This is a genomic window from Streptomyces sp. NPDC031100 (genome assembly GCF_055570785.1).
The window spans coordinates 89,467-106,893 of record NZ_JBVIGN010000018.1 but is presented as its reverse complement, the minus strand read 5'-3'; the positions used below and the strand labels follow the sequence as shown (position 1 = coordinate 106,893).

Here is a 17,427-nt window from a genome sequence, read left to right as displayed (position 1 = left end):
CACACCAGGAAGAGGGAATCACGCCATGAGCAGCACCGTGGAGCTCACCAAGGAGAACTTCGACCAGACGGTCACCGAGAACGAGTTCGTTCTCATCGACTTCTGGGCGTCCTGGTGCGGTCCGTGCCGTCAGTTCGCGCCGGTCTACGAGAAGGCCGCCACGGACAACCCCGACCTGGTGTTCGGCAAGGTGGACACCGAGGCCCAGCCGGAGCTGGCCCAGGCCTTCGGCATCCAGTCGATCCCGACGCTGATGATCGTCCGCGACCAGGTCGCGATTTTCGCCCAGCCGGGTGCCCTGCCCGAGGCCGCCCTCGCGGACGTCATCGGGCAGGCACGGAAGCTGGACATGGACGAGGTCCGCAAGAGCATCGCCGCGCAGCAGGCTGAGTAGTCCTCATCAGAAGGGGTACGGCGCCACGTCGCCGCGTACGGTCGTCCAGCGCAGGTCGGTGAAGGCCTCCAGGTTGGCCTCGCCGCCGAAGCGGGCACCGGTGCCGGACGCGGCGACGCCGCCGAACGGGGCAACCGCCTCGTCGTTGACCGTCTGGTCGTTGATGTGGACGATGCCGGTCGGGATCCGCTCGGCGAGGTCCAGGCCGCGGGCGGTGTCCCGGGTGACGATGCCGAGGGACAGTCCGTAGGGGCTGTCCGCGGCGAGCGCGGCCGCCTCGTCGGCGGTGGCGAAGGAGCGGACCGGGGCGACCGGGCCGAAAACCTCCTCGGTGTAGGCGGGGGTGTGGTCGTCGACCCCGGCCAGCACGGTCGGCCGGTAGAAGAGCCGTTCGTGGGTGCCGCCCGCGGCGAGTTGCGCACCGCGGGCGGCGCTCGCCTCCACCAGGCCCTGGATCTTGGCGAGTTGACCTGTGTCGATGACCGGGCCCAGGTGCACCTGGTCGCGGTACGGGTCGCCGACGGTGAGCGAGTCGGCCTTGGCGGCGAGCCGTTCGACGTACTCCTCGTACAGGGAGGAGTGGACCAGGTGGCGGCCGGTCGTCATGCAGATCTGGCCCTGGTGGAAGAAGGATCCCCAGGCGGCCGTGGAGACGACCGCGTCCAGGTCGGCGTCCTCCAGCACGATCAGGGCCGAGTTTCCGCCGAGTTCGAGGTGGGCGCGCTTGAGGTGGCGGCCGGCTGCCTCGCCGACGGCGCGGCCCGCGGCGGTGGACCCGGTGAAGGAGATGACGGGGACGAGCGGGTCCTCGACCAGCGCCCGGCCGGTCTCGGGGCCGCCGGGCAGCACGTGCAGCAGGTCCTCCGGCAGGCCCGCTTCGGCGAGGACGGCGGCCAGGGCCAGTCCGCCGCAGACCGCGGTGCGCGGATCGGGTTTGAGGACGACCGCGTTGCCGAGCGCGAGGGCGGGGGCGACCGAGCGGATGGCGAGGATCAGCGGGGCGTTGAACGGCGCGATCACGCCGACCGTCCCCACGGGGACCCGGCGGGTGTACGACAGCCGGGGCGCCTCGCTGGGCAGGACCTGTCCGGCGGGGCGGGAGGCGAGGGCGGCGGCCTCGTAGCATTCCTGGGCGGCGACGTGCAGTTCGAAGTCGGCCTTGCCCGGGACGGACCCGGACTCGCGGACCAGCCAGGTGCGCAGCTCGTCGGCGTGCTCGGTGAACAAGTCCCCTGCCTTGCGCAGCACTTGGGCTCGTACGAAGTGCGGGGTACGGGCCCATGCCTGCTGGGCGGTGCGCGCGGCCCGGGCCGCCGGGGCGATGTCCTCGGGTGCGGCGAGGGCGAGCGTGCCGAGCGTCTCGCCGGTGGCGGGCTCGGTCACGGTGTACTCGGGGCCCGCCGGGGTGCGGGGCTGCCAGGTCTTCGGGTCGAGCAACGGCATGTCGGCTCTCCGATCGATCGCCGGGCGGTACGGCTCAGGGTGCGGGCCGGGTCCAGGGACGCGCCGGTTTTGTTGAGCGCGAAACTACATCGCGGCCATGCCTTTCCGGAACCCTAACCGCCGCCACGGGCCCGGTCAGCTGGAGTCGCGCTGCACGAGCGACGCGCCCAGCACCTTGCGCACCTCGGGCTCGCCGCCGGGGTCACGCACCGCGCGGTCGACCAGTTCCGCGAGGTCACGGCCGGAGGGCAGCTCGATGTGGACGGTGCTGAGCCGGGGCCGCAGCAGCCGGCCGAGCATCAGGTCGTCGGCGCCGACGACGGCGACGTCCTCCGGGATGCGCAGGCCCTCGTCCTGCAGGGCACGCATCAGCAGCATCGCGTACTCGTCGTTGTAGGCGAACACCGCGTCCAGGTCCAACCCGGCCCAGCGGGCGGCCAGTTCGGCCGCGGCCGGCTCCGAGTACGCGAGCGGCAGCGCGGTCGTGGTCGCATCCGCGCCCTGCAGAGCCTGGTGCACACCGGCGAGCCGGGGCCGGGAGAAGACCTCCAGGCCCGGCTCCTCGGGGACGATCACGCCGATCCGGCGCCGGCCGCGGGCGTACAGATGGGCGCCGGCGCAGTGGCCGACGGCGTCGTGGTCCATCAGCAGGGCGTGCGCGCCGTCGACGCGTTCGGGGCCGAGGGTCACCACGGCCCGGGCACCGGCCCGCTGGAGGACCGCGACGCCCTGCGGGCCGAGCCCCGCGCCCGGCACCAGGACGGCGACGGGACGCAACTCGGCCCAGGCGCGGGCGGCTTCGTCGCCCTGGAGGCCGACACTGCCGTACTGCACGACGGTGTAGTCGAGGCGGCCGAGGGCCGACTGGAGTTCGCCGAGGAAGCGGCCGTAGAGGGGGCCCACGGGGAACGTCGGGGCGGGCATCAGGACCATACGGCTGTGTCCGGCGCGCAGGCTGCGGGCGGCCGCGTGGGGCACGTACCCCAGTTCGCGCGCGGCCTCGTGGACGCGGCGGCGCGTCGGCTCGCTGATCCGTACGGCGCTGGTGTTGTTGAGGACGTAGGAGACGGTCGCGCGCGAGACGCCGGCCAGCCGGGCCACATCGGCACTCGTGGGCACGGAGTGCGGTGCGGGCGCAGCGGACGGGGACGTGTTCGGTATCTGCACCATGACAGACCGCATCTTGGCAGAGGGGTAAGGGCGGGAGACGGGCGGGGGGAAGGTGATTCAGGGCTGAACGGCATCACCCGACTGCGCGGGATTTCTTGACGAACACGTTCGCTCCGAACTTGTTCGCGACGAACATGTTCGTTAACGTGGAGGCGTGACTCCCCGCTCCCGCCGCGAACGTCCCGCCAAGCCCGCCCTCACCCGCGAGGGCATCGTCGCCGCCGCGGTGGCGATCCTGCGCGCCGAGGGGCTGCGGAAGGTGACCATGCGGCGCCTGGCCCAGGAGCTCGACACGGGCCCGGCCTCGCTGTACGTCTACGTCCGCAACACCGACGAGCTGCACGCGGCCGTCCTGGACGAACTGCTCGGCACGGTCGGGCCCGCCCCGGCCGAGGGCACCTGGCGGGAGCGACTGGAGCGCGTGCTCACCGCGTACACGCACATGCTCCTGGAGCATCCGAGCCTCGCCCGCTCCGCGCTGACGGCCCGGCCGAGCGGCCCGCACTACCTGAACCTGATCGAGACGCTGCTCGCCCTGCTCGACGAGGGCGGAGTGCCGCGCGAGCGGGCGGCGTGGGGCGTGGACCTGCTGCTGCAGCACGCCACCGCGACCGCCGCCGAGCACGCCGGGGACGAGTCCCCGGGCGACTGGCAGGCACTGCACCGCGCCCTGACCACGGCGTCCGAGGACACCCACCCGCACATCGCCGCCGCCGGGCCCGTCCTGCTCTCCGGCACCCCTGAGGCCCGCCTGTCCTGGGCCTTCCAGGCGCTGATCAACGGCATCGAGCGCACCGCCGTACCCGACTGACCCCTTCACCTCCCAGGAGGCCACCATGACCACCTCTTCCCCCTCCCTCCCCCACCACCCGATAGCCGTCGTCGGCGGCGGGCTCGGCGGGCTCACGCTCGCCCGGGTGCTGCACGTGCACGGCATCGAGGCGGCCGTCTTCGAGCTGGACGCCTCGCCGGCCGCGCGCACCCAGGGCGGCATGCTCGACATCCACGACGACTCCGGCCAGGCGGCGCTGCGCGCGGCCCGGCTGCACGAGGAGTTCCTGGCCCGGGTCCACCCCGGCGGCCAGGCCGTACGGGTCCTCGGCCGGGACGGCACCGCCCGCCTGGAGCAGTCCGACGACGGCACCGGCGGGCGCCCCGAGATCGACCGCGGCGACCTGCGCGACCTGCTGCTGGGCTCGCTGCCGGAGGGCACCGTCCGCTGGGGCGTGAAGGTGACCGGCGCGCGCCCGCTCGGCGGCGGCCGGCACGAGGTGACGCTCGCGGACGGCAGTGCGTTCACCACCGGCCTGCTGGTCGGCGCGGACGGCGCCTGGTCCCGCATCCGCCCGCTGCTCTCGCCCGCCCGGCCCGCGTACACCGGCGTGTCGTTCGTCGAGGCCGACCTGCTGGACGCCGATGCACGCCATCCCGGGAGCGCCCGGGTGGTCGGCGGCGGCATGCTCTTCGCGCTCGCTCCCGGGCGGGGCTTCCTCGGGCACCGCGAGTCCGACGGCAGCCTGCACGTCTACGCCGCCGTCGAGGCGCCCGAGCACTGGCTGGACGGCATCGACTTCACCGACACCGAGGCGGCGAAGGCGGCCGTGCTCAAGGAGTTCGACGACTGGGACGAGAGCCTGAAAGCGCTGATCACGGACGCGGACGGCACGCTGGTGCCGCGGCGGATCCACGCCCTGCCGGTCGGTCACCGCTGGGACCGGGTCCCCGGGGTCACCCTGCTCGGCGACGCCGCGCACCTGATGTCGCCGTTCGCCGGCGAGGGCGCCAACCTCGCGCTGCTCGACGGCGCCGAGCTGGGCCTCGCGCTCGCCGCGCACCCCGGGGACACCGAGGCGTCGCTGGCCGCCTACGAGGAGAGGTTGTTCCCGCGCAGCGAGCTGTCCGCGGCGGAGTCCGCGCGGGGCGGCGCGATGCTGTTCCGCGCGGACACGCCGCAGGGGCTGATCGACCTGTTCACGGGCCAGGACGGCTGACCGGCCCCGAGAACCGCTCCCGCGGGCGGCCCCGAGTGAAGTAGTCGACCGGTCGTAAAATGGCCCGTATGGGACGGACCAGTGACGCCCGGGAGAAGATCCTCAGCGCTGCGCAGTCACTCATCGAGAGGCGCGGCTACTCGGCCCTGGGCGTGGCCGAGATCTGCAAGGCGGCCGGTGTACCGAAGGGCAGCTTCTACTACTTCTTCGAGTCGAAAGAGGCCCTCGCCCTGACCGTCCTCGACGATCACTGGGCCGGTCAGAAGCGCGCCTGGAAGGCCGTTCTCGAGGGCGACGCGGAACCTCTGCACCGACTGCGCCGGCTCTTCGAGGAGACGGAGGCCGCCCAGAGCGCCGGCCGGCAGAGCTGTGGCACCGTCTCGGGCTGCCTGTTCGGGAACCTGACGCTGGAGCTGAGCAACCAGACCGAGGCCGTCCGCACCCGGCTGCAGCAGATCTTCGACGAGCAGGTCGAGATGGTCGGCTCGGTCGTCGCCGAGGCCCAGGAGCGGCGGGAGGTCGAGGTGGCAGACACCCGGGAGGCCGCACGGGCGGTGGTGGCCCAGCTGGAGGGCCAGGTGCTGTTCGCCAAGCTCTACAACAGCACCCACCGGCTCAGCCCCTTGTGGACGAACTGCCTTGCCCTGCTCGGAGCCGATGCGCCACGGGAGACCGTGGGCGGCGCGACTCGCTGACCTGCACTGGGAGGCTGGGACTACCAGCTGCGAGGAAGCCGGTCCCGGCACGGACCCCCGTGCCCTTTGACTGCCCTGTGTCCGGGTCCTTACGGTCAAATAGTCGACCGGTCGGCTAGTTCCGGTCACCTAGTCGCTTTCCGCCCCACCCGAAGAAAGGCTCACCATGAACTCGCAGTACCAGAAGGTCGCAGTCGTCACCGGCGCCTCGCAGGGCATCGGCGCCGGGCTCGTCGAGGGCTACCGCAAGCTCGGCCACGCGGTCGTCGCCACCTCGCGCACCATCGCCCCGTCCGACGACGTGGACGTGCTGACCGTCCAGGGCGACATCGCCGACCCCGCCACCGCCGAGCGGGTAGTCGCCGCCGCCCTGGAGCGGTTCGGCCGCGTCGACACCCTGGTCAACAACGCCGGAATCTTTTTGGCCAAGCCCTTCACCGACTACACCCCGGACGACTACACCGCCGTGACCGGTGTGAACCTCGCCGGGTTCTTCCGCATCACCCAGCTGGCCGTCGAGCAGATGCTGCGCCAGGGCGGGGGACACATCGTCAACATCACCACCAGCCTCGTCGACCACGCCGACTCCCGCGTCCCCTCCGTGCTGGCCTCACTGACCAAGGGCGGGCTGCAGTCGGCCACCAAGTCCCTCGCCATCGAGTACGCCGCCCGCGGCATCCGCGCCAACGCCGTCTCGCCGGGCACCGTCAAGACGCCCATGCACCCCGAGGAGACCCATGAGGTCCTCGCCGGGCTGCATCCGGTCGGCCGGATGGGCGAGCAGAGCGACATCGTGGACGCGGTGATCTACCTGGAGAACGCCCCGTTCGTCACGGGCGAGATCCTGCACGTCGACGGCGGCATGAGCGCCGGACGCTGAAGGAGGACCGTGATGCAGGCCATGACCGACAACGAAGCGATCCTGCGCGGCGTCCTCGACGGATGGAAGGCGGGCGTCGACCACCACGAGCCGGACCTGGTCGCCTCCCACTTCACCGAGGACGCGATCTTCCAGGGACTGCGCCCCTACAGCGTCGGCCGGCAGGGTGTCGCCGACTACTACGCGTCCCAGCCGCTCGGCCTGTCGGCGGCGTACCGCGTCCTGGAGAGCAGGCGGCTGTCCGAGGACCTCGTGCTCGGATACCTGACCGTCGACTTCTCCTTCACGGACCGACCGACTCTGAGGGTCAATCTCTGCGTACTGCTACGGCGTTCGGGAGACGACTGGCTCATCGCCCACTACCAGGTCTCCCGCCTCGACGAGCGCTCTCCCAGGGTCGTCCCCTAACTGATCTCGGCCTCCCCCCCCGACAACATGCGGATCCACGCCGGGAGATGAGCAACAGAGTCCCCCTGTTATGGTGCGCCGATGGCATCGATCAAGCAGTTCCAAGTCACCTTCGACTGCGCAGAACCTGCGCGCCTCGCCGGTTTTTGGTGCGAGGTGTTGGGGTACGTCGTACCGCCGGTCCCGAAGGGGTTTGCCACTTGGGAGGACTACCATCGCTCGCTGCCGCCCGAGGACCAGGTCATCTACTTCGCATGCAGTGATCCCTCGGGTGCGGGCCCGCGCCTGCTCTTCCAGCGCGTTCCCGAAGGGAAGATCGTCAAGAATCGGGTGCATCTCGACGTGCGGGCCGGCACCGGACTCGTGGGTGAAGAGCGCCTCGCCACACTGGAGGCCGAATGCGCACGACTGGTCGCGCTCGGTGCCGTACACGTACGAACGCTGCTTGCCGATGACGACAACGAGTCGTGCATCCTGATGCAGGACATCGAGGGCAACGAGTTCTGTCTCGACTGAGCCGGCATCGCGGTGTGCATGCCGTCACCCTTCAGGCGGTGCCACCTCAAGATCATCTCACTCGCGACCAGCAATTGCGGGACACCCTTAGCCAGGCTGCTCCGTGCCCGTCACCCGGGCGACGAGGTCGATCCAGCCGGCCTCCAGGCGCTGCATGGGCATCCCACACTGCCGGGTCAGGTGGTTGATCAGGGCGGGGTCGAGATACGCCATCAGCGTCTGGGAGAGGAGCTCGCAGTCCGCGACCGGCACGATCTGCCGCAGCAGCATCGCGATGTGCGTGCGCAGCGCCTGGACCGAGGGGTGGGAGAACCGGCGGGCCGGCTCCGGCTGGGCGGCCAGCTGCAGGTCGAGCTGCTCGGCCGAGCGGTACAGCACCGCCACGCCGAAGGCCCGGAGCCGCTCCAGGGGCGGCGCCCCGGGGCCCAGCGGCGGCGGCCCGCCGAGGAAGGCCGCCTGGAGCTGCCGGGCCGAGTGGTCGAGCAGTGCCATCAGCAGACCGGTGCGGTCGCCGAAACGGCGGAACACCGTGCCCTTGCCCACCTGGGCCGCCGCGGCCACGGCCTCCATCGTCACTCCGGCCACCCCGTGCTCGGCGATCAGCCGGGCGGCGGCTTCCAGCAGTCGGGCTCTGTTGCGGGCCGCGTCGGCACGCAGGCACGGCTCGTCGGGGGCCGACGAGACCTCCAGCAGCTGAGGGGTTTCGAGGGGCTCCTGAGGGTTCGGGAAGGGCGGCAGGGAGCTGGACATGAAGACAGCGTAAAGCACCGGGAATAGAACTGGACCGCGGTCCGGTTAGCCTGATAGGAAATAAGCGGACCCCGGTCCGGATCGTTGACCAGCGAAGCTTCACCCTTGGAGTCCCCATGTCTGTTCGCATCCTCGCGCTCGTCGGCAGCCTGCGTGCCGGTTCGCACAACCGCCAGCTCGCCGAGGCGGCCGTCAAGCTCGCGCCCGAGGGCGCCGTGGTCGAGGTCTTCGAGGGCCTGGCCGAGATCCCCTTCTACAACGAGGACATCGACGTCGAGGGCAGCGTCCCGGCCGCCGCCGCCAAGCTGCGCGCCGAGGCCCAGGCCTCCGACGCCTTCCTGCTCTTCTCCCCCGAGTACAACGGCACCATCCCGGCCGTCCTGAAGAACGCCATCGACTGGCTGTCCCGCCCGTACGGTGCCGGCGCCTTCGGCGGCAAGCCCGTCGCCGTGATCGGCACCGCATTCGGCCAGTACGGCGGCGTGTGGGCGCAGGACGAGGCCCGCAAGGCCGTGGGCATCGCGGGTGGCAAGGTGATCGAGGACATCAAGCTGTCCATCCCCGGCTCCGTGACCCGCTTCGCCGAGACCCACCCGGTCGACGACGCCGAGGTCGCCGCACAGCTGACCGAGGTCGTGGCCCGCCTGCACGGCAACGTGGGCGAGGCCGTGGCCGCCTGAGCCGCACGCACCCGCAAAGGGGGGCCGGAGCTTGCTCCGGCCCCCTTTGCGTCGGCGCCTGGCCCACTGCCGGCCCGGTCGGCCCAACCGGAAAGGCTGCGACGGCTGTTGACCGGACGATTGTCAGTCCCCGGCCTCCGCCGCCTTCTTGATCGCCTCTCGGATGCGGGCGTACGTCCCGCAGCGGCAGATGTTCTCGATGGTGTCGATGTCGGTGTCCGTGGGGTGGGGGGTGCGTTTCAGGAGGGCTGCGGCGGCCATGATCTGGCCCGGCTGGCAGAAGCCGCACTGGGCCACGTCGCAGTCCAGCCAGGCCTGTTGGACGGGATGGAGGGTGTCGCCGTCGGCGAGGCCCTCGATGGTGGTGACCGTGCGGTTCGCGCAGTCGGCGACCGGGACCGTGCAGGGCTGGATCTCGGCGCCGTCCAGATGGCTGGTGCAGGCGCGGCAGACACCCACTCCGCAGCCGTACTTGGGGCCGGTGACGCCGAGCAGGTCGCGCAGGACCCACAGCAGGGGCATGTCGGCGGGGGCCTCGACGGTCACCTGTCCGCCGTTGAGGGTGAAGGAGTACGAACGCATGGGTGCCTCGGAAGGTGAGTCGTCGGTCAGAAGGTGAGCGGGAAGCTGCGGGGTGCGGTGCCGGTCGCCCGGGCGTAGGCGTTGGCGACCGCGCCCGAGGCCGCGGGGACGCCCAGTTCCCCGGCGCCGCCCGGCTCCCTGGTCGAGGGCAGGATGTGGGCCTCGAAGTCGAGCGGGGCGTTGCGCTGGCGGGCGTAGCGGAAGTCGGCGAAGCTGCCTTCGCGGACGGCGCCCCGGTCGATGTGCAGGCCCGCCTGGAGGACGACGGAGATGCCGTCGGTCGCGGTGCCCATCAACTGGGCTTCAAGGCCACGGGGATTGACCGCGATGCCCACATCGGCCGCCATCACCACCTTGGTCACGCGCGGGTTCTTCGGGTCGGTCGCGTCGATCTCGGCGAGGCAGGCCACGCAGGAGCCGTACTCCTCGTGCACGGCGATGCCCTGCGCGCATCCCGCGGGCATGGTGCGGCCCCAGTGGCCGGCGGCCGCCGCCTTGTCGAGGACGGCCTTGAGGGCCTTGTTCCGCAGGGTGGTCCGGCGGAAGGCCACCGGGTCCTTGCCGAGTTTGCGGGCGATCTCGTCCACGACGATCTCCTCGGCGGTCCGCATGGTCCCGGAGTCCACCGACCGCCAGGGGCCGAGCGGCATGGCCAGCTCGACGCCGCCCGAACCACCTGACACACGGCCGAAGTTGTACAGGCCGGAGCCGCTGGGCAGGGGCCCGGAGGCAGTCCGTACACCACCCTGCGCGGACAGGCCCGCCCCGTCGTACGACTCCGAGACCGAGGCCGTCGCATGCTCGAAGGCCACCACCCGGCCCCCGGCCACACTGGCCCGGATCCGGTGATGGCTGGCGGGGCGCATGCGGCCGTGCCGGATGTCGTCGCCGCGGCTCCACATCAGCTTCACCGGACGCCGGGCCGCCTTGGAGACGAGCGCCGCCTCGATCGCAGCGTCGTAGTTCAGCCGGCGGCCGAACGACCCTCCCGCGCGCACGACATGGACCCTGACCTTCGACGGGCGCAGGCCGACCGCCTGGGCGACCGCGTCCCGCGCCTCCATGGGGGTCTGGGAGGAGAACCACAGCTCCGCCCGGTCGGCGCGGACGTCCGCCACCGCCGTGAGCACCTCCATCGGAGCGTGACTGACGAACGCGAACGCGAACTCGCCCGCCACCGGGGTCGATCCGCTCGGCGGGGTGCCGAGCCGGGGCACGGCGGCCTTCAGCCGGGAGCGGATCTGTGCGTCCGAGAGGGCGGCGAGCGGGCCGGGCGCCCAGGTCAGACGGAGTGCGTCCCGGGCGCGGAAGGCCTGGTGGAACGTATCCGCGACAACGGCCACCCCGCCGGGCAGCCGGACGACCGCGTGCACGCCCGGCAGGGCGCGGGCGGCCCGGTCGTCGACCGAGACGAGCTTCCCCCGGATCGTCGGCGGTCGCGCCACCACCGTGGGCTTCGCCCCCGCCCCGGCCACGTCCCCGGCGTACTTGGCCCGCCCGGTGACGATGTCCCGCGCGTCGATCCTGGTCGTCGGCCGGCCGATCACCTTGTGCCGGGACGCGGGCTTGGGCTTGCCCGGCACGTCGGGGCGCCCGATCCGCGCCGCGCTCGCGGTCAGCGAGCCGAAGGTGGCGGTGCGCCCGTCCGGGGCGACGACCATGGTGTCGCGGGTGCGCAGGGCCCGGGCGGGCAGGTGCCAGCGCCGGGCGGCGGCGGTCACCAGCTTGGCCCGCGCGGTGGCGGCGAGCTGCCGTGCCGGGTCGTACAGCGAACTCACCGAACTCGAGCCGCCGGTGTACTGGTTGCCCTTGGTGCGGGCGTCGGCGAGCGGAATACGCACATCGGCGAGACGCGCGTCCAGCTCCTCGGCGATCATCATGGCGACCGCGGTGGTGATGCCCTGGCCGACCTCGGCCCGGGGCAGCCGTACGACGATGTGGTTGTCCGCCGTGACCTCCAGGACCAGCATCTCCTCGTCGGTGCCGGTCACCAGGACGTCGGAGCCTGCCCGGGCGGACTCGGCGCCCTCCGCGGGCGCGGAGGTGCAGGCGATCGGGGCGGCGACCGTGAGGGTGGCCGCGGCCACCGTGTACACCATGAATCTGCGGCGGGACGGGCCCGCGGAGGGCAGGGGCTCGGTGCGGTCCAAGCGAGGGCTCCTGTCGGCGCGTGGGGCGGGCAGGGCACGGCGCGTCGGGCGGCGCGTGTCCCGGTACGGCTCACTCGACAGGTAGGAGGGGCGCGGCCGCGCGCCGGTTGCCTGGGGAACAGCGCGAGGTGCAACGTGCCCTGACCGTACGGCATTTGGCGCATGGTCAGGAGCGAGCCCTGCGTGCTCCGGCGCCGGCACCGGAACTCCGGTTGCGGGCCATTCGGGGCAGAGTAGCCTGGATCTGACCACCCCTGCCTGATCCTGGAGGTAGGCGATGTTTCTCCGACTACTGCGGCGTCGTCGTAGGCCGCGGGGGCTTCTCCTCCTCGGCAACGGCCGCCTGATTCGCGGCTTCAGCGGCGGCGAGTACGACGGTCACGGTTACCAGTCCTGACCCCGTCCACTCGTACGTGACCCGTCGCGCAGTCCCGGCGGCAGGCCAACCTTGGAGGATGTGCGGTGGCAGAGGACACCGAGGCCCTGGTGGCCATGAGGCGGATCCTGTCACCGCATTGCCGCGTCATCAGGATGTCCGGCGGAGCGCTGATCGCGGACTGGAGGCGGCGGACCCGCTTTCTCGGCATGACCACGGCAGACGTCCGTAAATTCTGCGACGGAAGCGCTGAGGAACGCGCGGAACTCGTCACCGCTCTCGTCCGTGCCGGGTGTGCGGGGCCCCGCCGGAAGGACTACACGAACGCCGAGGTCGGGCTCTGGCTGCGCGGAGCGCATCTGCTGATCCGGACCGTGGGATTCGGACGCGTCCTGCGGCTCCTCTCCTTGGCGGCCCCGGACTACGCCCGCGCGGAACCCCCCGAGGCCGAGGACGTCGCACGGCTGAAACGAGCGGTGCAGTCACACGGCCGCACCAGCTGGTTCGTCAACGACGACTGCAAGGCCGAGGCCGTGACGGCATTCGTCCTGCTGCGGCGGCGCGGCCTGCAGGCCGTGCTGCACGTCGGCGTGCGCGAGCACCCCTTCGCCCTGCACGCCTGGACGTCGGCGGCGGGGCTGTGCATCCCTGACGCCGAGCCGCGAGGGCACGCGTTCGCGCCGGTTCTCTCCATCGACCGCGGAGGGCGGTGACGTGGAAGCGGTCCGCCTCGAGTGGGCCGAGGGTGCACCGAGACTCCGGGCGGCCGAGGACATGGCGAGCCGGGGACTCGTGACGACGGTCTCCTCCGGGGCCGGCACCGCGGCGGTCGTCGGCTGGGCGGGCTCGGTCCGTGACCGCGTGGCGGGCGCGCACCGCCTCCTCGACGCTTTCGCCCGGCCGGGAGCCGCACCGCGTCTGCCGTACGGCGATTACGCGGCTGTCCTGGTGTACCGCGACCACGTCCTGCTGATCCGGGACGAGCATGCACGCATCCCCCTCTTCTTCAGGGAGTCCGGTGGCCGGGTGAGCGCGGTGAGCACCTCGGCACGCCGCCTCGGTGACGGCGCCGAGCTGGAACGTCGCTACTTCTGCCGGTACCTGACCGGGAACTTGGCGCAACCACACTCGGACCTCACCCCGTTCGCCGGGGTACACCGGATCCTCGGCGGCGAGGTGGTGGAGCTCTCGGTCGGCGGGCAGATGCGCGGTCGGGTGTCACGAGGCGTCTGCCAGGCGCCCGACCCGTTGCCGCTCGCCGGCTCGCCGAGGCAGGTCCTGCGCCTTGCGCTGGAGAACGCCGTCGGGCGCCGGATGGGGACGAGGACGGCATGCCACGTCTCCGGTGGCCTCGACTCCACCAGCGTCGCACTGCTCGCGGCACGGCTGCTGGCCTCAGGAGACGGCCGCCCCGGGGACCTCGTACTGCTCGCCGGGCGCTTCGGCAGCGGAGAGCTGGCCGGGGAGCGGCCGTATCTCGACGAGGCGATGGAGGAGATCCGCCGTCACGCACCAGCGGCCCACCCGGTGATCGTCGATGTCGGCGACGTGGCCGACTTCGACGACTTCCGGCACCATGCGGGGGACGCCGACGAGCCGTATGCGCACGCCTTCCGCGCCCCGTTCTGGAGCAGGCTCCATGCGGCTGCGGCGGAACTGGGTTGTGACACCCTCATGACCGGTTGCGGAGCCGATCCGATTGCGGACGCCAACCCGTTTCACCTGCACCGGCTGGCCCGCACGGGACGGCTCCGGCAGCTGACGCAGCAGGCACGCGCCTGGGCCGACGGCAGCGAGCGGGGCGTACGGGACATCGTCCACGCCTACGTCGTACTGCCAGCTCTTCCTCTGGTGGCCGAACGGATCACCGCGCTCTCTCGCCGCAGAACGGTGCTCGGCGGCCTCGGCACCTTCAGCCGCCCCGCGTGGCTGCGACCCGGATTCGCGCGGGCGCACGGCTACCACGAGGCCAGCATCGCGGAGAGCCGCTTCGTCTTCGGACGCGCGCCGGAACAGTCGCTCTACGGCGCGGCGAACTACCTCGCCGCTCCGGACCTTCTGTCCTGGAACCACGCACGGGAGGACGGATTCTTCCTCTCGCACCCGTTCCTCGACCCGGAGGTCATCGCCACGATGCGCCGCCTCCCCGCCGAGGCGACGTTCCGTCCGGGCCACCCGAAGGCAGTGCTGCGCGAGGCCATGGCAGATCTGCTCCCATCCCGGGTCCGCGGCCGAACGGTCAAGGTCCCCTTCAACGAGCTGTACGCCCGCGGCCTGCGGACACATGGCGACGAACTCATCGACCTGTGCCGTTCCGCGCGGCATCCGCTGGTGGAGGAGATGTTCGACGTCGAGACGCTGTGCCGGGCCGTGGGGGAGGCTCGGCTCGGCATGGGGGACTCGTACTCCTGGGACCGTGTGAACAGCTCGCTGGCCCTGGTGATGTGGCTGGAGGGGCTGGTCAGCGCTGGCTCTTGATTTCCCACAGGGTCTGTTCGATCGGGCCCGTCACGACGTCGATAAGACCGTACCGGCGTGCCTGGTCTGCCCCGTCCGGAGATACGGTATTTTCTTTCCCTTTTCGCGTGATGGATTCCGAAACGTCTACACCATGCAAGCCAAAGCGCCAATAGATGTTGACGCACCGGGCTTTTCTTGTATGTTTGTCGATCGCGTTGTTTTCTTTCAAGGCGACTCGGTAGACAACGGTGTCGTAATCCTTGTTCTTCACCCACTCGGGCAGCTGGGCACCGCTCCAGGAGTACCCGATCGGATCCCACCTTCCCAAGCCGAGCCTGTCTTTGCGCGCAAGGCTCGCGGTGGCATAGAATGCCAAATGATCGTACGGCGTATTGATGGGAAGTTGAACGACCGTTCGGACGACGGACTCATCGTTCGCCTCGATCCAGTTTCCAACGGGGATCCACGGCCGCGCCGTCACCAGCTCGCCGGGCTGGTAGACCTCTCTGCGCGAGAGCGGGTGTTTCTCCCGGTATTTGCTCCAGTTCTTGGCAACAATACGCCACTGCTGGGGGAGCCGGTCCCTCGCGCTCGGCAGCACGCGTTCCCCCATGGCGTGGAACTCGGTTCCCAGCACATAGAAACCCATATCACTATGGTTCACGAGCTTGATTTCGACCGGCACGGAGAATGCCTTGCGGTCCCGGTTCAGCACCGCCTTCCCCACGGTCAGAGTCACGACAGGTTTGACCCCACGGTGGAACGGCTGATAGAGGTTCTGGTAGCTGAAATTGACGATGGCGATAACCGTGGAGACAATCACCGCCGCGGCCACCCGCTTCGGAGCGGGAACCTCGCTCAATGTCCGCCACACCATGAGGGCAGCCCACACCGAAGCCACTGTGAAAAAGCCCAACAGTACCGGATAGACGATGTAATCGCCGTCCCTGCATACCTGCAGCAGGAGCGTGGCGTTCACCAAGAACGCCACGCCGGTACTGGCCAGCGCGAAAAATCCGGAGTAAGGAATCGTCTGCCGGACCCAGTGGTCCGCGACCATCACAGCGCCCCCACACATGATGAGCGACACCACGATGAGAGCGGCACCGGTGACGACACCTGTGAAGGTCAGGGCCTCGCTGAAGTCCTCGATGCCCCACCAAGCCACCAGCGATGCCGTCAGGAGCAGGACCAGCAGGACCCCTGCCATTTCCGCCTGTGACTGTTTGGTCTTCACCAGGCCCCGTCGCCCCAGTGGGTGAGAGCCCGAGCTGGGCCCAGGGGGGCGCTTAGCTTGATCACCTTCTGACGCCACACTGATCACCTCCTGACACCACACCGAGGTCCGAGGACCATCGTCCGGGGTGATCCGTGGGCTCACCATCCGCATGCCTCCGGTCGGCCCAACCAGCCTGTGCGAAACCTGTACCGAGGCACCCCATCTGACGTTACCGTTCAGTAGACACCGTGTCAGGAGGCTCCCGGAGGTGCTCCCGCAATGACGCCCGACCGTGCCGCAGGCCTTGCGGAGTCCGCCCGCGCGCTCGCCGACGGGGAGGTGACCTCCCGCGCGCTGGTGGAGCGGGCCCTGGCCCGGATCGAGGCCACCCAGCCGACCCTGAACGCCTTCCGGATCGTACGCACCGAGGCCGCGCTCGCCGAAGCGGACGCCGCCGACCGGGAGTTGGCCACCGGAGCACGGCGCCCGCTGCTCGGGGTGCCGGTCGCGGTGAAGGACGACATGGATGTCGCGGGCGAGCCGACCGCGTTCGGCTGCCCCGGTGACTTCCCGCCGGTCGCGGTGGACGGGGAGGCGGTACGGCGGCTGCGGGCGGCCGGAGCCGTGATCGTCGGCAAGACGAACACCTGCGAGCTGGGGCAGTGGCCGTTCACGGAGGGCCCGGCGTTCGGCGAGACCCGCAACCCGTGGCACACCGGCCACACCCCCGGCGGCTCCTCGGGCGGTTCGGCGGCCGCGGTCGCCGCCGGACTGGTCCCGGCCGCGCTCGGCTCGGACGGCGCCGGTTCGGTGCGGATCCCGGCCTCCTGGACCCATCTGATCGGCATCAAACCGCAGCGCGGGCGCATCTCGACCTGGCCGCACGGCGAGTCCTTCCACGGCATCACCGTCAACGGCACGCTGGCCCGCACGGTCGCCGACGCGGCCCTGCTGCTGGACGCGGCGAGCGGCAACCACGACCGGGACCCGCACCGGCCGCCGGCGCTCACGGTGTCGGACGCCGTCGGCCGCGACCCCGGCCGGCTGCGCATCGCCCTGTCGCTGAAGCCGCCGTTCACGGCGGTACCCGCACGGCTGCGCCCGGAGGTCCGGTCCCGGATCCTCGAACTCGCCGAGAAGCTCGCCGAGTTGGGACACATCGTCGAGGAGGCCGACCCGCCCTACGGGCAGATCGGGCTGACCTTCGTGCCGCGCGCCACCGCCGGCATCGCCGACCACGTCCGCGAGACCCCCGACCCCGCCCTACTCGACCCGCGCACCCGGGACGCGGCCCGGCTGGGCCGGCTGCTCGGCGGGGCCCCGCTGCGGGCGGCCCGGCGCGCCGAGGCGGTGCTGCACCGGCGGATCGGCGCGTTCTTCGGGTCGTACGACGTGCTCCTCGCCCCGACGACAGCCGCTCCCCCGCCCGCGATCGGCGCCCTGTACCGGCTCGGCGGGCTCGCCACGGACCGCGCGATGATCGCCGCCTGCCCCTATGCCTGGCCCTGGAACGTCCTCGGCTGGCCCGGCGTGAACGTGCCCGCCGGGTTCGTCGGTGCCCTGCCGGTGGGCGCCCAACTGCTCGGCCCGGCCAACAGCGAACTCCTGCTGGTCTCTCTGGCCGCCCAGCTGGAGGTGGAGTTGCGCTGGCACGAGCGATGGCCGCCGCAGCAGGCGGACGCGGACAGCACGGTGGCATGAACGCCCTGCGCC

At 71.3% G+C, this 17,427-nt stretch carries 17 protein-coding genes; 11 read left to right on the top strand and 6 right to left on the bottom strand.

The annotated features are described in order from the left end of the window. Window positions 1–25 precede the first annotated feature (25 nt). Window positions 26–394: a thioredoxin gene (gene trxA, locus ACZ5DS_RS37850; RefSeq protein ID WP_468247829.1), complete on the top strand. Its 369-nt coding sequence runs from the start codon at window positions 26–28 to the stop codon at window positions 392–394. Window positions 395–400: 6 nt separating this feature from the next. Here the strand turns inward: trxA and ACZ5DS_RS37845 are convergent, their stop codons facing one another. Together ACZ5DS_RS37845 and ACZ5DS_RS37840 are read right to left on the bottom strand one after the other, a co-directional pair. Continuing rightward, window positions 401–1,837 (bottom strand): benzaldehyde dehydrogenase, encoded by a 1,437-nt coding sequence (locus tag ACZ5DS_RS37845; RefSeq protein ID WP_468247826.1) that lies wholly within the window; start codon window positions 1,835–1,837, stop codon window positions 401–403. A gap of 135 nt (window positions 1,838–1,972) precedes the next feature. Then, the gene (locus ACZ5DS_RS37840) at window positions 1,973–3,019 is read right to left on the bottom strand and encodes a LacI family DNA-binding transcriptional regulator (RefSeq protein ID WP_468247823.1); all 1,047 of its coding nucleotides are present in this window, start codon (window positions 3,017–3,019) and stop codon (window positions 1,973–1,975) included. 142 nt (window positions 3,020–3,161) lie between these two features. Here ACZ5DS_RS37840 and ACZ5DS_RS37835 point away from each other — a divergent pair, with 142 nt between their 5' ends. The 6 genes from ACZ5DS_RS37835 to ACZ5DS_RS37810 all read left to right on the top strand — a co-directional run bounded on the left by ACZ5DS_RS37835 (window position 3,162) and on the right by ACZ5DS_RS37810 (window position 7,497). Next, entirely contained in the window at window positions 3,162–3,818 is a 657-nt protein-coding gene (locus ACZ5DS_RS37835) for a TetR/AcrR family transcriptional regulator (protein ID WP_468247821.1), read from the top strand. A 25-nt stretch (window positions 3,819–3,843) separates the two neighbouring features. Continuing rightward, a complete protein-coding gene (locus ACZ5DS_RS37830; protein ID WP_468247818.1) occupies window positions 3,844–4,998 on the top strand; it encodes an FAD-dependent oxidoreductase in 1,155 nt (384 codons plus the stop codon). Between the two features lie 68 nt (window positions 4,999–5,066). Continuing rightward, window positions 5,067–5,693 (top strand): TetR/AcrR family transcriptional regulator, encoded by a 627-nt coding sequence (locus ACZ5DS_RS37825; RefSeq protein ID WP_468247816.1) that lies wholly within the window; start codon window positions 5,067–5,069, stop codon window positions 5,691–5,693. A gap of 166 nt (window positions 5,694–5,859) precedes the next feature. After that, complete coding sequence (locus tag ACZ5DS_RS37820; RefSeq protein ID WP_468247814.1) at window positions 5,860–6,573, top strand: SDR family NAD(P)-dependent oxidoreductase; 714 nt, start codon at window positions 5,860–5,862, stop codon at window positions 6,571–6,573. Window positions 6,574–6,585: 12 nt separating this feature from the next. Then, entirely contained in the window at window positions 6,586–6,981 is a 396-nt protein-coding gene (locus ACZ5DS_RS37815) for a YybH family protein (protein ID WP_468247811.1), read from the top strand. A gap of 81 nt (window positions 6,982–7,062) precedes the next feature. Then, complete coding sequence (locus tag ACZ5DS_RS37810; protein ID WP_468247809.1) at window positions 7,063–7,497, top strand: VOC family protein; 435 nt, start codon at window positions 7,063–7,065, stop codon at window positions 7,495–7,497. Between the two features lie 87 nt (window positions 7,498–7,584). Here the strand turns inward: ACZ5DS_RS37810 and ACZ5DS_RS37805 are convergent, their stop codons facing one another. Further along, window positions 7,585–8,265: a TetR/AcrR family transcriptional regulator gene (locus tag ACZ5DS_RS37805; protein ID WP_468247806.1), complete on the bottom strand. Its 681-nt coding sequence runs from the start codon at window positions 8,263–8,265 to the stop codon at window positions 7,585–7,587. A gap of 98 nt (window positions 8,266–8,363) precedes the next feature. On the opposite strand from ACZ5DS_RS37805, the gene ACZ5DS_RS37800 reads away from it, so the two are divergent. Then, complete coding sequence (locus ACZ5DS_RS37800) at window positions 8,364–8,927, top strand: NAD(P)H-dependent oxidoreductase (RefSeq protein WP_468247804.1); 564 nt, start codon at window positions 8,364–8,366, stop codon at window positions 8,925–8,927. Window positions 8,928–9,050: 123 nt separating this feature from the next. Here the strand turns inward: ACZ5DS_RS37800 and ACZ5DS_RS37795 are convergent, their stop codons facing one another. Beyond that, on the bottom strand, window positions 9,051–9,509 hold the full coding sequence (locus ACZ5DS_RS37795) for a (2Fe-2S)-binding protein (protein ID WP_468247801.1): 459 nt from the start codon (window positions 9,507–9,509) through the stop codon (window positions 9,051–9,053). A 26-nt stretch (window positions 9,510–9,535) separates the two neighbouring features. Beyond that, a complete protein-coding gene (locus ACZ5DS_RS37790) occupies window positions 9,536–11,608 on the bottom strand; it encodes a xanthine dehydrogenase family protein molybdopterin-binding subunit (protein ID WP_468247984.1) in 2,073 nt (690 codons plus the stop codon). 513 nt (window positions 11,609–12,121) lie between these two features. Here ACZ5DS_RS37790 and ACZ5DS_RS37785 point away from each other — a divergent pair. Together ACZ5DS_RS37785 and ACZ5DS_RS37780 are read left to right on the top strand one after the other, a co-directional pair. Next, window positions 12,122–12,748 (top strand): lasso peptide biosynthesis B2 protein, encoded by a 627-nt coding sequence (locus tag ACZ5DS_RS37785; protein ID WP_468247799.1) that lies wholly within the window; start codon window positions 12,122–12,124, stop codon window positions 12,746–12,748. A 1-nt stretch (window position 12,749) separates the two neighbouring features. Beyond that, entirely contained in the window at window positions 12,750–14,513 is a 1,764-nt protein-coding gene (locus ACZ5DS_RS37780) for an asparagine synthase-related protein (protein WP_468247797.1), read from the top strand. Here ACZ5DS_RS37780 and ACZ5DS_RS37775 read toward each other — a convergent pair. Next, a complete protein-coding gene (locus ACZ5DS_RS37775) occupies window positions 14,497–15,732 on the bottom strand; it encodes a hypothetical protein (RefSeq protein WP_468247795.1) in 1,236 nt (411 codons plus the stop codon). The two genes, ACZ5DS_RS37780 and ACZ5DS_RS37775, sit on opposite strands and share 17 nt — an antisense overlap. A gap of 261 nt (window positions 15,733–15,993) precedes the next feature. On the opposite strand from ACZ5DS_RS37775, the gene ACZ5DS_RS37770 reads away from it, so the two are divergent. Next, complete coding sequence (locus ACZ5DS_RS37770) at window positions 15,994–17,415, top strand: amidase (RefSeq protein ID WP_468247793.1); 1,422 nt, start codon at window positions 15,994–15,996, stop codon at window positions 17,413–17,415. The last annotated feature ends 12 nt before the right edge of the window (window positions 17,416–17,427 follow it).